Annotated in this window: 13 protein-coding genes; 7 read left to right on the top strand and 6 right to left on the bottom strand. The window is 60.2% G+C overall.

Annotated elements, in window-relative coordinates; genetic code table 11:
• Window positions 1–168: 168 nt before the first annotated feature.
• From I6L36_RS01800 to I6L36_RS01775, 6 genes are all read right to left on the bottom strand, one after another.
• Entirely contained in the window at window positions 169–390 is a 222-nt protein-coding gene (locus tag I6L36_RS01800; protein WP_010674767.1) for a DUF2835 family protein, read from the bottom strand.
• Window positions 391–457: 67 nt separating this feature from the next.
• A complete protein-coding gene (pepN, locus tag I6L36_RS01795; protein ID WP_216986949.1) occupies window positions 458–3,082 on the bottom strand; it encodes an aminopeptidase N in 2,625 nt (874 codons plus the stop codon).
• A 129-nt stretch (window positions 3,083–3,211) separates the two neighbouring features.
• Window positions 3,212–5,227: a carboxy terminal-processing peptidase gene (gene prc, locus I6L36_RS01790; protein ID WP_045524882.1), complete on the bottom strand. Its 2,016-nt coding sequence runs from the start codon at window positions 5,225–5,227 to the stop codon at window positions 3,212–3,214.
• An 8-nt stretch (window positions 5,228–5,235) separates the two neighbouring features.
• Entirely contained in the window at window positions 5,236–5,880 is a 645-nt protein-coding gene (gene proQ, locus I6L36_RS01785) for an RNA chaperone ProQ (protein ID WP_010674770.1), read from the bottom strand.
• A gap of 101 nt (window positions 5,881–5,981) precedes the next feature.
• Window positions 5,982–6,440, bottom strand: coding sequence for a GAF domain-containing protein (locus I6L36_RS01780; protein WP_010674771.1), 459 nt, complete (start codon window positions 6,438–6,440; stop codon window positions 5,982–5,984).
• A gap of 108 nt (window positions 6,441–6,548) precedes the next feature.
• Window positions 6,549–7,007, bottom strand: a complete 459-nt coding sequence (locus I6L36_RS01775; protein WP_216986948.1) for a hypothetical protein — start codon at window positions 7,005–7,007, stop codon at window positions 6,549–6,551.
• Between the two features lie 41 nt (window positions 7,008–7,048).
• Between I6L36_RS01775 and I6L36_RS01770 the strand changes: the two genes are divergently transcribed.
• The 7 genes from I6L36_RS01770 to I6L36_RS01740 all read left to right on the top strand — a co-directional run bounded on the left by I6L36_RS01770 (window position 7,049) and on the right by I6L36_RS01740 (window position 13,611).
• Window positions 7,049–7,312: a hypothetical protein gene (locus I6L36_RS01770; protein ID WP_125117269.1), complete on the top strand. Its 264-nt coding sequence runs from the start codon at window positions 7,049–7,051 to the stop codon at window positions 7,310–7,312.
• Window positions 7,287–8,711, top strand: a complete 1,425-nt coding sequence (ccoN, locus tag I6L36_RS01765; protein ID WP_010674773.1) for a cytochrome-c oxidase, cbb3-type subunit I — start codon at window positions 7,287–7,289, stop codon at window positions 8,709–8,711. Before I6L36_RS01770 ends, ccoN begins: the two co-directional genes overlap by 26 nt.
• Before the next feature lie 18 nt (window positions 8,712–8,729).
• Window positions 8,730–9,344 carry a cytochrome-c oxidase, cbb3-type subunit II gene (gene ccoO, locus I6L36_RS01760; protein WP_010674774.1) on the top strand — a complete coding sequence of 205 codons (615 nt, stop codon included), beginning with the start codon at window positions 8,730–8,732 and terminating at the stop codon, window positions 9,342–9,344.
• Window positions 9,345–9,355: 11 nt separating this feature from the next.
• Window positions 9,356–9,535, top strand: coding sequence for a CcoQ/FixQ family Cbb3-type cytochrome c oxidase assembly chaperone (locus I6L36_RS01755; protein WP_010674775.1), 180 nt, complete (start codon window positions 9,356–9,358; stop codon window positions 9,533–9,535).
• Complete coding sequence (gene ccoP, locus I6L36_RS01750) at window positions 9,535–10,524, top strand: cytochrome-c oxidase, cbb3-type subunit III (RefSeq protein ID WP_039040785.1); 990 nt, start codon at window positions 9,535–9,537, stop codon at window positions 10,522–10,524. The genes I6L36_RS01755 and ccoP overlap by 1 nt, the downstream gene beginning before the upstream one ends.
• Window positions 10,525–10,637: 113 nt before the next feature.
• Window positions 10,638–11,126: a FixH family protein gene (locus I6L36_RS01745; RefSeq protein ID WP_010674777.1), complete on the top strand. Its 489-nt coding sequence runs from the start codon at window positions 10,638–10,640 to the stop codon at window positions 11,124–11,126.
• 88 nt (window positions 11,127–11,214) lie between these two features.
• Window positions 11,215–13,611, top strand: a complete 2,397-nt coding sequence (locus tag I6L36_RS01740; protein ID WP_216986947.1) for a heavy metal translocating P-type ATPase — start codon at window positions 11,215–11,217, stop codon at window positions 13,609–13,611.
• Window positions 13,612–13,620: the final 9 nt, after the last annotated feature.

Here is a 13,620-nt window from a genome sequence, read left to right as displayed (position 1 = left end):
AGCAAAGGTGATAACGGGATGTTAAAAACAAGGGGCAGATCACGGCTTGGGTTGTGATAAATTTTGCCAAGTTGGCAAAATTCAGAAAATCGCACTGGATGCCGCGCCATTTACCGGATAGATAGTGACTTAAAGCAGATATTTACCCGGATTGATGTTCAAGTTTTGTTAATTTATGCGTTCCAGGGAAATGAAGCGATGATCGTCCTGGGTTTTCAGTCGAAAGTAGCCGTGAACGCCGCTCTCCGACACAAAACGCCGGATTTTCTCCAACCCCAGCTCCAGGGTCAGACCCTGCTCGGTACGTACCACCAGGCGGTTCACCTGCCCCTGGTACATCAACATGATCTCGTCGCGGCCAAGGGAGAGCCGAAAAGTGTATTGCCTCATGTCACCTCCTGGTCATCCATGAAAAACGGGCAGGAGAGCCAGACTCCCCTGCCCGCCGTCGTGACGCTTACTGTGCCAGCGCCTTGCTCACCTTCTCGAACAGATCCCGCGCCAGCCCGTCCAGGTTGGCCAGGCGGGTCAGCTCGGCGCGAACCAGCGCCTTGCGCCCCTCATCGAGCCGCTTGAACTGGATAAGCGGGGTGATGAGGCGGGACGCCACCTGGGGATTGACCTCGTTGAGTTCGATCAAGAGATCGGTCAGGAAGCGATAGCCGCTGCCATCGGCGGCGTGGAACTGCACCTGGTTGCTCATGGCGAAGCTGCCGATGAGCGCCCGTAGCCGGTTCGGGTTGCGGATGCTGAAGGTCGGGTGCGCCATCGCCTGCTTCACGTCATCGAGCACATCCTTGGCCGGCTTAGCCCCCACCAGCCGCAGCCAGTTGTCCAGTACCAGGCCGTCGTGGGCCCACTTGCCTTCGAAGTCGGCCAAGAGCGCGGCGCGGCACGGCAGCAGATGGCTGTTGGCCACCTGGAGCGCCGCCAGGGTGTCGGTCATGTTGTCGGCAGCCCCGTACTGCTCGCGCACCAGGGTATCGGCCTTCGCGGCATCCAGCGCCGCCAGATAACCCAGCACCACACCCTTGAGGGCCCGCTTGGCCATGTCGGCATGGACCACCTGATAAGCCGGCAGACGCAGGCTCTCGTAGCACGCCAGCAGGCGGTCGCCGAAGGCGTGGGCCAATGCGGTCTGGATCCCGTTGCGCACCTGGTGGATGGCGTCGATGTCGGCCACCTCGAACAGCTCGGCCAGGGTCGCCTCTCCCGGCAGGGCCAGGATCTCTGCCTTGAGGGCGGGATCCAGTGCAGCCTCGTCCAGAATGGCGACAAAGGCCGCCAGCAGGGTGCGGGAGAGCTCAACCCCCTGCCCGTGCTGGACCCGGGCCACCCCGTCGATCACCGCCTTGTTGATCAGCATCTGCGCCGCATCCCAGCGGGCAAACTCGTTGCGGGCATGGCGCATCAGGAAGGCCAGGGCCTCGTCGCTATAGTCATAGTGCAGCTTGACCGGGGCGGAGAAGTCCCGCAGCAGGGAGGGTACCGGTCTGACCGGCACCTGGTCGAATTCGAAAGTCTGCTGTGCTTCCAGCACGTCCAGCACATTGCCGATGGCCTTGCCCTGGTATTGCAGCGGGATGACGGCACCCTGTGCATCGTAGAGCTCGATGTCGAGGGGGATATGCAGCGGCAGCTTTTGTGGCTGATCCTGGGTCGGCGGGGTGTGCTGGCTCACGTGCAGACGATAGACACCGCTTTCGGTATCGTACTCGTCGGCCACGGTGAGCTCGGGGGTACCGGACTGGCTGTACCAGCGGCGGAAACGAGCAAGATCCACCCCGGAGGCATCCTCCATCGCCTGCACGAAGTCGTCGCAGGTGGCGGCAGAGCCGTCGTGACGCTCGAAGTAGAGGCGCATGCCCGCCTGGAAGGCGTCCTCCCCCAGCAGGGTGTGCATCATGCGGATCACTTCAGAGCCCTTCTCGTAGACGGTCAGGGTGTAGAAGTTGTTCATCTCGATCACCACATCCGGGCGGATGGGGTGGGCCATGGGGCCGGCATCTTCGGCAAACTGCGGACCGCGCACGGTGCGCACATTGTTGATGCGGTTGACGCCGCGCGACCCCAGATCGGAGGAGAACTCCTGATCCCGGAACACCGTCAGCCCCTCTTTGAGGCTTAACTGGAACCAGTCGCGGCAGGTGACGCGGTTGCCGGTCCAGTTGTGGAAATATTCGTGACCGATCACCCGCTCGATGCCGTGGTAGTCCGCATCGGTGGCAGTGGCCGGGTTGGCCAGCACGAACTTGGAGTTGAAGATGTTCAGCCCCTTGTTCTCCATGGCTCCCATGTTGAAGAAGTCCACCGCCACGATCATGTAGATGTCGAGGTCATACTCGAGGCCGAAACGCTGCTCGTCCCAGCGCATGGAGTTGATGAGGCTCTCCATGGCGAAACCGGCGCGGTCCAGGTTGCCCTTGTCCACGAAGATCTCGAGCGCCACCTGGCGGCCGCTTTTGGTAATGAAGTGGTTGCGTTCCACATCGAAGTCACCGGCCACCAGGGCAAACAGGTAACTCGGTTTGGGGAAGGGGTCCTGCCACTGCACGAAGTGGCGACCGTCGTCCAGATCGCCGCTCGCGACCTTGTTGCCATTGGAGAGCAGATAGGGGTACTTGGCCTTGTCGGCGGTGATGCGGGTACTGTAACGGGCCAGGATGTCCGGCCTGTCCATGTAATAGGTGATACGACGAAAGCCCTCGGCCTCGCACTGGGTGCAATAGGCATCGCCGGATTTGTAGAGCCCCTCCAGCGCCGTGTTGGCGGCGGGATCAATGTCGGTGACCACGGTCAGCACGCACTCGGCCGGCAGGTTGAACAGAGTCAGGCTGCTCTCTCCCTGCTCGTATTGCTGATAGGGCACGCCATCCACACTGACGCTGACAAGGTCAAGCCCCTCGCCGTCCAGCACCAGGGGCTCGTTGTGATCGCCGCTGCGACGCAAACGGGAGATGGCGGTGACCCGGGTCAGGGGCTCTTGCAGCTGAAAATCGAGATCCAGGCTGTCACACCAATAGAGGGGAGCCTGGTAATCCTGGCGATATTTGGCCGTCATGGCCTGAGATTGTTCAGTCATTATTGTGTGCTTCCACGCTTTGTTATTGACGTGTCAGAGGCTGTCACAAGGCTCGGACAGGGTCAAATAGTTTGCATTCAGGCAAAAGAAAGGGCGACCCGAGTCGCCCTTGTCATTTCGTTTCCAGCATCAGCTCTTCTTGCTGAGGGTGGCCAGATCCGCCGTGATGTTGGCCGCTTCCACCTGGTATTCGTCAGGTGCCTCGAAATCGGTCGGCAGTTCATCCAGGCTCTTCACCGTCGGCTTGCCAAGACGGGTCAGCCGCTCGTTGGCTCGCGCCAGCGCCTTCTCGTCCTGTTTGGCCTGTTCAGCCAGCCGCTCGGCTTCGTTCAGGGAGACCGACTTCTTGTCCTTGTCCGCCTGATACTCCTTGATGTCCTGCAGCACATAGGCAAATTCCGGATCCTTGGTGATCCGCGCCTCGTGGGCCGATTTCAGCTTGGGCAGCAGGCTGGAGAAGTCCCCCAGTCGCTCGTAGCTGGCCGAGGCAATCTTGTCCCAGGGCAAGGCGTTGAACTCGCGGCTCTCCCCCGTCTCACCCGGCGCCACTGCGGTCGGGAAGGCGATATCGGGAGCAACCCCCTTGTTCTGGGTGCTGCCGCCATCGATACGGTAGAACTTGGCGATGGTGTACTGCACGTGACCCAGCGGCTGCTCGTAGAAGTCATAGACCTTGGCGAGGCTGCGATGCTGCTGCACCGTCCCCTTGCCGAACGAGTTTTCGCCGAGGATCAGCGCACGACCATAGTCCTGCATGGCGGCGGCGAAGATCTCGGAGGCCGAGGCGCTGTAGCGGTCGATCATCACCGACATGGGGCCACCGTAGTAGACATTGCCGTCGTCGTCGCCATTGACGGTGATGCGACCCATGTGATCACGGATCTGCACCACGGGGCCGCTGGCAAAGAAGAGACCGCTCAGGGCGGAGGCTTCCGTCAGGGCACCGCCGCCGTTGCCGCGCAGATCGACGATGAGGCCGTCGATCTTCTGCTTGTTGAGGCTGGAGATCTCCTTGATCACGTCGTCGTGCAGGTTGACGTAGAAGCTCGGGATCTCGAGCACGCCGATCTTCTTGCCCTCGGCGGTGATCACCTTGGACTTGGCGGCTCTGTCTTCCAGACGCACCTTGTCACGCACCAGCTCCACCAGCTCGGTCTTGGCAGTCGCACCCTTGCCGCGCTGGATCTCCAGCTTCACCTTGCTGCCCTTGGGCCCCTTGATGAGCTCGACCACGTCGTCAAGACGCCAGCCAATGACATCCACAATCTTGCCGTCGTCCTGCCCCACCCCGGTGATCTTGTCATCGGGTTTCAGGTGATTGGACTTGGCCGCCGGGCCGCCGGGCACGAGGGAGCGGATGACGGTGAAGTCATCTTCCGCCTGCAGCACGGCACCAATCCCCTCCAGCGAGAGGTTCATCTCGGTGTTGAACCGATCGGCGCTGCGCGGAGACAGATAGCTGGTGTGCGGTTCGATGGCGCGGGCGAAGGAGTTCATGAAGAGCTGGAACACGTCCTCGCTCTCGGTCTGGGACATCCGCTTGATGGCGTTGTTGTAACGCTTGCCAAGCAGCTCTTTGATCTCGGGCCACTCCTTGCCGCTGAGCTTGAGGCTCAGGGCATCGAACTTGACCCGCTGACGCCACAGCTCGTTGAGCTCGGCTTCATCCTTGGGCCAGGGAGCCCCTTCCCGATCGAAGACGTAATTGTCTTTCTGGGTAAAATCGAAGGGAGTGTCGAGCAGTTTGAGGGCGTATTCGAACCGCTCGTACCGCCGCTGCTGACTCAGGTTGAACATCTCGTAGGCCGGAGCCAGTCGCCCTCGCTCGAGGTCGGTGTCAAAACCGGTACGATATTTCTCAAAACGGCTGATGTCAGAGGCCAGAAACAGGTTGCGGCTGTAGTCCAGATTCTCCAGATACTTGTCAAAGATCACGGAGGAAAAGGCGTCGTCCAGCTTGAACTGTTTGTAGTGGGAGCGGGTAAACAGATTGGCAATTCGCTTGCTGGCCGTAGCATGTTGGCTCTCTTGAGCCAACACAGGCAAATCACTTTCCTTGAGCACCGGCTCGATGGCCTGTGCGAGCCCGGCAAGCGCCAGGCTACAGGCAACGAGTGAAAAACGAATCACGCCATGCTTCAACATTCGTCTCCTTAGAGAACCAGATGCTCGAACTTGACCCGCAACATCATGCCGGTCTGCAATTGAACCTGTACGTCATCCTTGGTCACTTCCTTGATGGTCGCAGGCACAGGGGACTTGCCCAGCACGACGCGCACGCCCTGCTCGACTTTCAGGGTAGCGGCATCCACTTTCACCAGCGGCGCATCGGCGACCGGTGCAGCCTTGGGAGCAGGGGCGGACTTGGGCTTGTCGGAGCGGGGAGCGTCAGCCTTGCGCGGCGCGTTGCGACGCGGCTGCTTGGGCTTGTCTTCCTTCTCCTTGGTGTTGGTGCGGCGGCTGGCAAAGACACGTTCCTTGCTCTCCTTGAGCGCCTGTTTGGCATGCTCGATGTGCTCTTCGGTGAGCAGCTCGCCCGGGTTGCCGTCCAGATCGACACGGGCCTGGCCAGCCTTGAGGCCATGCAGGTAACGCCAGCTGGAGGTGTATTGACGCAGAGCAGAGCGCAGCATGGTCTTGGAGACTCTCTCGTCATCAGCAAGACGCGCGGCCAGATCCTGGAAGATGCCAATCTTGAGTGGCTTGGCCTCTCCTTCAGCGATGAAGCAGGCCGGGAATTTCTCGACCAGGTAGGCGACGATCTCTTTACTGTTCTTCAGCTTTTCAGTGTTTTCCATGTATAACCTTGGCTTTCATATAGACGCACGGGCATGCCCGAACACAACAAAGGCCCCATTATAGAGAGCTTGGGACCTTTTGCGAACCATCTAGCAATGACTTAGAGCATGCTTTCCAAAATTTGCACCGTTTCTTCGAGGCCAATCCGGTCCTGCTCGTCAAAGCGGTTAAAGATTGGACTGTCGATGTCCAGCACCCCGATGATCTCCCCGCCACGGCGCAGCGGGATCACGATTTCCGAGTTGCTGGCACCGTCGCACGCAATGTGCCCCGCGAACTGGTGCACGTCGTCCACCAGCTGGGTCTTGCCCTCGGCAACCGCAGTGCCACAGACGCCGCGCCCGACCGGGATGCGCACACAGGCCGGCTTGCCCTGGAACGGGCCGAGCACCAGGGTCTCGCCCTGCAGCAGGTAGAAACCAACCCAGTTGATGTCAGCCAGTTCCTGATTGAGCAGGGCAGACAGGTTTGCCAGGGTGGCGATCATGTCGGGTTCGCCCTCTAGCAATGCCTGGGCCTGCTGGTTGAGCGTGCGATAAAATGCTTGTTTTTCAATCATGATTAAATGAACTTCACTCTTTGATAATCAATGCAAGGTACCGTCCTGCCTGAAAATTTCAAATCAATTTTCATTTATCCCCCCTCCTGGGGCCCGATGAGAGTCCGTTCAACGTGCCGCGCCCAACGTCAGTTGATGGCGCTGGCCATTGCTCCACTCGATGGTCAAGAGCCAGTCCATCGCCTCTGCCGTACAACTTCCCACCTGGGTCACCCCTCGCCACCCCGCATCGCTGGCTTCAAACAGCACGGGGATGAGCCCCATGAACATCTCCTTGCCCTCGAGCCAGGCCTTGACCGGCGTAATGGCCGGCACACCCCCTTGAAGGCGCAGGACAAAGTCATGTTCAGGGCGGATCGGCAAGCCATCGATGCTGACCGTCATCGGGCGATCCCCGACGATGAGGCGGCAGGGGCTGTGGGACAGATCACAAATCTGAACATTGGAGCCCTCTGCATGGTCGCTTCCTGTGCCTGAAAACCAGGTTCGATAGGCCATCAGGGAGAGCAAAATGACCAGCACCATGGACAGGTGGACGATTTTGCGTGAAGTGAGTCTCTCTTTCATGAAAAAACAGCTCTGTAAGGTACGTAGAAAATGTAATTTTCGTGATCTGGCTCAAGGTAAAAACTGGCGGACATGAGACCCGCTGGAGCCAAATATATCACTGTTTGTACTGTTATTTTACCGGTCATTTCAGTATCATTCTCAATGGATTTTCATTTAACCACCTTTTGCTTTTCCTTTTATTAACAGATGTTAACGAGGGGATTTTGCAAAACCGGGGTGAAAATGGCCCAGGACACCGGGCAACACTAACAACAGCATCGGAAGCGGAATACAACGATGAGCCATACAACAAACCACCCTGAGTACAACTACACCGTTGTGCGCCAGTTCACCGTCATGACGATTGTCTGGGGTATCGTCGGCATGTCGGTGGGTGTATTGATTGCAGCCCAGTTGATCTGGCCTGCCCTCAACTTCGACACCCCCTGGCTGACGTACAGCCGTCTGCGTCCCCTGCATACCAATGCGGTCATCTTCGCATTTGGTTGCAGCGCCCTGATGGCCACCTCCTTCTACGTGGTGCAACGCACCTGTCAGGTCCGGCTGTTTGGTGGTCCCCTCGCCTCCTTCGTGTTCTGGGGCTGGCAGGCGATCATTCTGTCTGCAGCCATCTCGCTGCCGCTGGGGTACACCACCTCCAAAGAGTACGCCGAGCTGGAGTGGCCCATCGACATCGCCATCGCCGTGGTCTGGGTGAGCTATGCCATCGTCTTCTTCGGCACCTTGGTCAAGCGCACCACCTCCCACATCTATGTGGCGAACTGGTTCTTCGGTGCCTTCATCATCACGGTGGCCGTACTGCACATCGTCAACAACATGGAAGTGCCGCTCTCCGGCATGAAGTCCTACTCCATGTACTCCGGTGCCATGGATGCCATGGTGCAGTGGTGGTATGGCCACAACGCAGTGGGCTTCCTGCTGACAGCGGGCTTCCTTGGCATGATGTACTATTTCGTGCCCAAGCAGGCGGGTCGCCCCGTCTACTCCTACCGCCTCTCCATCGTGCACTTCTGGGCGCTGATCTCCCTCTATATCTGGGCCGGTCCGCACCACCTGCACTATACCGCCCTGCCTGACTGGGCCCAGTCGCTGGGCATGGTGATGTCCCTCATCCTGTTCGTGCCCTCCTGGGGCGGCATGATCAACGGCATCATGACCCTCTCGGGTGCCTGGCACAAGCTGCGTTATGACCCCATCCTGCGCTTCCTGATCGTCTCCCTGTCGTTCTACGGCATGTCGACCTTCGAAGGCCCCATGATGGCGATCAAGACCGTCAACGCCCTCTCCCACTACACCGACTGGACTATCGGTCACGTTCACTCCGGTGCCCTGGGCTGGGTTGCCATGGTGTCCATCGGTGCCGTCTACCACCTGATCCCGAACCTGTTCGGGCAGGGGCGCATGTACAGCATCAAGCTCATCAACGTCCACTTCTGGCTGGCCACCGTGGGCACCGTGCTCTATATCGTCGCCATGTGGATTTCCGGTGTGATGCAGGGCCTGATGTGGCGTGCGGTCAACGACGACGGCACCCTGACCTACAGCTTCGTGGAGGCGCTGCAAGCTTCCTATCCCTTCTACTTCGTGCGCTTCCTGGGTGGCTGCTTCTTCGTCACCGGCATGCTGCTGATGGCCTACAACGCCTATCGCACCGTCACTGCGCCCAAGGGTTCTCTGGAACCCGTCGCACAGCCAGCCTGATTTGAAGGGGTTTAAAGCATGAGCAACAACAACCGTCACGAGATTTTTGAAAAAAGCGTCCCCATGCTGGTGATTGGCATCATCTTCGCCATCAGCCTGGGGGGCCTGGTGGAAATCACCCCCCTGTTCTTCCAGAAGCAGACCAACGAGCCGGTGGAGGGCCTCAAGCCCTACACCGCCCTGCAGATGGAAGGACGCGACATCTACATCCGCGAAGGCTGCACCGTCTGCCACAGCCAGATGATCCGCCCGTTCCGCGCCGAGACCGAACGCTACGGCCACTACTCGGTTGCCGGCGAGAGCGTCTGGGAGCACCCCTTCCTGTGGGGCTCCAAGCGTACCGGCCCGGATCTGGCCCGGGTCGGCGGCCGCTACTCCGATGACTGGCATCGCGCCCACCTCATCAACCCGCGTGACGTGGTGCCCGAGTCCAACATGCCGGCCTTCCCCTGGCTCGAGACCAATGTGCTGAGCGGCGAGTTGACTGGCAAGAAGCTGGCTCTGTTCCGGGATCACTTCGGCGTGCCCTATACCGATGCCGACATCGCTGGCGCCGGTGAGGCCGTCAAGGGCAAGACCGAGCTGGATGCGCTGATCGCCTATCTGCAATCACTGGGCCATGCCCTGAAATAAGGAGTCGGGATATGGATTACGGCACATTTCGCGGCCTGTACACCCTGCTGCTGATGGTCATCATGATTGGCATCATCGTCTGGGCCTACAGCAAGCGCCGCAAGGCTTCTTTCGACGAGGCCGCCAACCTGGTTTTTGCCGATGACGAGCAACCCAGTGCTGATAACAAGAACGCAGGAGCGAAGCAATAATGAGCACTCTGTTTAGCATTTTTGTGACCGTCATAAGCCTTGGCACCATTCTCGGCTGCTTCCTGCTGCTGGCCTGGTGCATGAAGGACAAGATGGGAGCCGAAGAGGGCAAACCCATGGGTCACACCTTCGACGGCATCGAGGAGATCAACAATCCCCTGCCGAAGTGGTGGTCCTATATGTTCCTCTTCTTCATCGTCACCGGGCTCATCTACCTGCTCGCCTTCCCGGGCCTTGGCAACTTCAAGGGTCTGCTGGGCTGGCAGAGCTCCAACCAGGATGTGCGTTCCCTGGCCGAGTCCAAGGCGGCGGCCGAGTCTGCCAAGGCCGAAGGACGCGCGGTGGAATACGACCGGGAACTCGCCAAGGCCGACGAGATCTACGGCGCCAAGTTCCGCGAGCTGACCTATCAGGCTGACGGCAAGAGCTACAAGGAGATCACCGAGATCGCCAAGGATCCGGAAGCCCTGAAGGTGGGTCAGCGCCTGTTCCTGCAAAACTGTTCCCAGTGTCATGGCTCCGATGCCCGCGGTGGTCGCGGTTTCCCAAACCTGACCGACAGCGAATGGCAGTGGGGCGGCGCACCCGACCAGATCAAGACCACCATCATGGGCGGTCGTCAGGGGATCATGGCCGCCTGGGGCGAGATCCTGGGTCAGGACGGGGTGAAAGAGGTTGCCTCCTATGTGCTGAGCCTCTCCGGTCGTAAGGTTGATCTGGTGGAAGCCAAGAAAGGGGAAGCACGCTTTGCCATGTGCGCCGCCTGCCACGGTCCGGATGCCAAGGGCGGCATCGCCTTCGGCGCACCGGATCTCACCAACAACATCTGGCTCTATGGCGGCTCCCGTCAGGTGGTCGAACAGACCATCACCCACGGGCGCCACGGCGTGATGCCGGCCTGGAAGGACATTCTGGGGGAAGACAAGGTACACCTGCTCGCTTCCTACGTTTACAGCTTGTCCCACAACGATCGGCAAAATCAGCAGTAACATGTGATAAGCACGTGATTAATCAGCAAAAAGCCTCGACTCTTCGAGGCTTTTTGCTATCTTGTGTTGGCTGAATTACCGCCATTTCGTTAACCATTTGTTTCGGTAGCATCATGACTCAACCCTGGTATCGCCAATTCTGGCCCTGGTTCATCATCGCCCTCCCCTGCGCCGCCGTGGTAGGCAGCATCGCCACCGCCATCATTGCCAGCAAGGATGGGGTCAACCTGGTGGCGGAGGACTACTACAAGCAGGGCAAGGAGATTAACCAGGATCTCAGCAAGTTCGATCGCGCCGAGGCGCTCGGCATCCGTATCGCCCTCAATGTCAGCGACAAGGAGCTGACGTTAAATCCACTGTCCGGGGATTTCCCCCTCGGGCAGGCACTGCACCTCTCCCTGTTTCATCCCACGTTGGCGGGCCTGGACAGCGAACATCTGCTGACGGCCGATGGCAAGGGAGTCTATCGCCTGATGCTCGACAAGCCCCTCACCGGCAAGTGGCACGTGCGGGTCGATGCCTTCAACCATGAATGGCGCCTCCAGGAGACGGCACAACTGCCGACTCAGGCAGCGATTGAGCTCGATCCCAAGGGACGTTGAATCACGAAGGCAGGGTGATCGGCACGCCGGTCAGCCGCCCTTCTCCCCGACCCGGCCTGCAGGGCTGCATCAAAGAGGGATGATCACCATGACCGGCTGTTTTCACTGTGGTGAACCGGTTCCCACTGGCAGTAACTTTACTCTCGAGATCAAAGGCATCGTTCAGCCGATGTGTTGCCCTGGCTGTCAGGCCGTGGCACAGACCATTCTCGAATGCGGCCTCGCCAGTTATTACGAACACCGCACCGCTCCCGGCATCAAGGGGGAACTGGTGCCCGAAGAGCTCGCCGCCCTCACCCACTACGATCTGGCGGAGGTGCAGCAGGAGTTCGTCACCGACACCGGTACGGGTCGCGAAACTACGCGCGAGATCCAACTGACGGTGGAAGGTTTGACCTGCGCCGCCTGTGCCTGGCTCATCGAGCGGCACCTGATGACCCTGCGCGGTCTGCGTTACATCAACGTCAATACCACCACCCATCGCGCCCGCATCAAGTGGGATCCGGCCCAGCTCTCTTTGAGCGACATTCTCAAGGGCTTTGCCAGGGTCGGCTATCGCGCCTATCCCTTCCAGACTCATCAGCAGGAAGCGCTCTACGCCAAAGAGGTGCGCAGCTACATGTTCCGCATGGCGCTGGCCGGCCTTGGCTCCATGCAGGTGATGATGTGCGCCGTGGCACTCTACATGGACCTCTTCATCAGCGTGGAAGAGGAGTTCATGATCTACTTCAAGTGGATAAGCCTTCTGCTCTCCACCCCCATCATGATCTACTCGGCCCAGCCTTTTTACGTGGGGGCATGGCGCAGCCTGAAGCAGGGGCACCTCTCCATGGATGTGTCGGTGTCGCTGGCACTGATCGGCGCCTTCGTCGCCTCCATCTGGGCCACGGTCTTCAACACGGGTGAGGTCTATTACGACTCCATCACCATGTTCGTCTTTTTCCTGCTGTTGGGCCGTCTGCTGGAACTACGAGCGAGGCGCAAGGCGTCGGAGTCGAGCTCCAACCTGGCGCGTCTGGTGCCCATCATGGCGACCCGCATCGATGATGACGGCGAACACGAGGTGGCCGCCAAGACGCTGCGAGTCGGAGACAGGGTGCGGGTACTCGCGGGGGCCACCCTGCCGGCAGACGGCATCGTCACCTTGGGCCAGGCCAGCCTCAACGAATCCATGCTGACTGGCGAACAGTTGCCTCTGCTCAAGCAGGCCGGGGATCCCGTCTATGCAGGCACCATCAATACCGATGCCCCCCTGGAGATCCGGGTCAGCCATCCCATTGAAGAGTCGCGTCTGGCCCAGATCATGCGCCTGCAGGATCATGCTCTGGACGACAAGCCCGCCATCGCCCAACTGGCGGACGTGCTGTCGCGCCACTTTATCCTGGTGCTCCTGATCATTGCGGCCGCGGTCTGGACCTTCTGGCATTTTCATCAGCCCGAGCGGGCCTTCTGGGTCACCCTGGCGGTGCTGGTGGCGACCTGTCCCTGCGCCCTCTCGCTGGCCACCCCGACCGCACTGACCTCGGCCACTGCCAACCTGACCCGCAGCGGCATCCTGCTGCGCCGCGGCCACGTGCTGGACATTCTGACCCGGGCCAACCGCATCGTGATGGACAAGACGGGAACCCTGACCACGGGCAACATCAGCCTGGTGAGCACCCAGCCCCTCGGCGAGCTCGACGCAGCCCGCTGCCTCGCACTCGCCCATGCCCTGGAGACCTACTCCGAGCACCCCATCGCCCGTGCGTTTCGAAGCAAACCACTGGCGGACGGGGTGCCGCTCGCCGCCAGCGACGTCACCCCCGTCATCGGCCACGGCGTGCAGGGAGTAATTGAGGGCAAGCATTACCGCATCGGCAGTGCACGCTGGCTCGAACTGGCGCAAGAAGAGAATGCCGCTCAAGGGCTGACCATCTATCTGGCCGATGAACACGGACTACTGGCCCGTTTCATCCTGGCCGACACGCTGCGCCCCGATGCCGGTGCACTGATCCAGGCCTTCAAGGAGGCAGGCCTGCAAACCACCATTCTCACCGGCGACGGTTCGGACCAGGCGGACATGCTGGCCCGTGAGCTGGGGGTCGATGAGCTGGTAAAAGGGGTCACCCCGGACGGCAAGCTGGCCTATCTCAAGGCCCGGGAAGCGGCCGGGGATATCAGCATCATGGTGGGAGATGGCATCAACGACGCCCCTGTGCTGGCCGGCGCCCACGCGTCCTTTGCCATGGCGGGGGGCACGGATCTGGCCAAGAACAGTGCCGACGCCATCCTGCTGGCCGACGATCTCTCCCGTCTGCTGGCCGCCCGGGCCCTGGCCCTGCGCACTCGCAAGATCATCAAGGAGAACTTTGCCTGGTCCATCGGCTACAACCTGCTTGTGCTGCCGCTGGCTGCAAGTGGCTGGCTCCCCCCTTATCTGGCGGCTGCTGGCATGTCCCTGAGCTCCCTCATCGTGGTCACCAACTCCATGCGGCTCAACCGGTGAGCAGCCATC

The sequence above is a fragment of the Aeromonas sp. FDAARGOS 1406 genome, from assembly GCF_019048565.1.
Lineage (GTDB): Bacteria > Pseudomonadota > Gammaproteobacteria > Enterobacterales > Aeromonadaceae > Aeromonas > Aeromonas caviae.
The sequence above is the reverse complement of the archived record's forward strand: the minus strand, read 5'-3'. Positions and strand labels throughout refer to the sequence as shown.

What these genes read in the sequence shown, in the direction of transcription:
- I6L36_RS01775 (WP_216986948.1), bottom strand. Translation starts at nt 7,007, where the DNA reads ATGAAAGAGAGACTCACTTCACGCAAAATCGTCCACCTGTCCATGGTG.
- ccoN (WP_010674773.1), top strand. Translation starts at nt 7,287, where the DNA reads ATGAGCCATACAACAAACCACCCTGAGTACAACTACACCGTTGTGCGC.
- I6L36_RS01780 (WP_010674771.1), bottom strand. Translation starts at nt 6,440, where the DNA reads ATGATTGAAAAACAAGCATTTTATCGCACGCTCAACCAGCAGGCCCAG.
- I6L36_RS01745 (WP_010674777.1), top strand. Translation starts at nt 10,638, where the DNA reads ATGACTCAACCCTGGTATCGCCAATTCTGGCCCTGGTTCATCATCGCC.
- ccoP (WP_039040785.1), top strand. Translation starts at nt 9,535, where the DNA reads ATGAGCACTCTGTTTAGCATTTTTGTGACCGTCATAAGCCTTGGCACC.
- I6L36_RS01800 (WP_010674767.1), bottom strand. Translation starts at nt 390, where the DNA reads ATGAGGCAATACACTTTTCGGCTCTCCCTTGGCCGCGACGAGATCATG.
- I6L36_RS01740 (WP_216986947.1), top strand. Translation starts at nt 11,215, where the DNA reads ATGACCGGCTGTTTTCACTGTGGTGAACCGGTTCCCACTGGCAGTAAC.
- pepN (WP_216986949.1), bottom strand. Translation starts at nt 3,082, where the DNA reads ATGACTGAACAATCTCAGGCCATGACGGCCAAATATCGCCAGGATTAC.
- proQ (WP_010674770.1), bottom strand. Translation starts at nt 5,880, where the DNA reads ATGGAAAACACTGAAAAGCTGAAGAACAGTAAAGAGATCGTCGCCTAC.
- prc (WP_045524882.1), bottom strand. Translation starts at nt 5,227, where the DNA reads ATGTTGAAGCATGGCGTGATTCGTTTTTCACTCGTTGCCTGTAGCCTG.
- ccoO (WP_010674774.1), top strand. Translation starts at nt 8,730, where the DNA reads ATGAGCAACAACAACCGTCACGAGATTTTTGAAAAAAGCGTCCCCATG.
- I6L36_RS01755 (WP_010674775.1), top strand. Translation starts at nt 9,356, where the DNA reads ATGGATTACGGCACATTTCGCGGCCTGTACACCCTGCTGCTGATGGTC.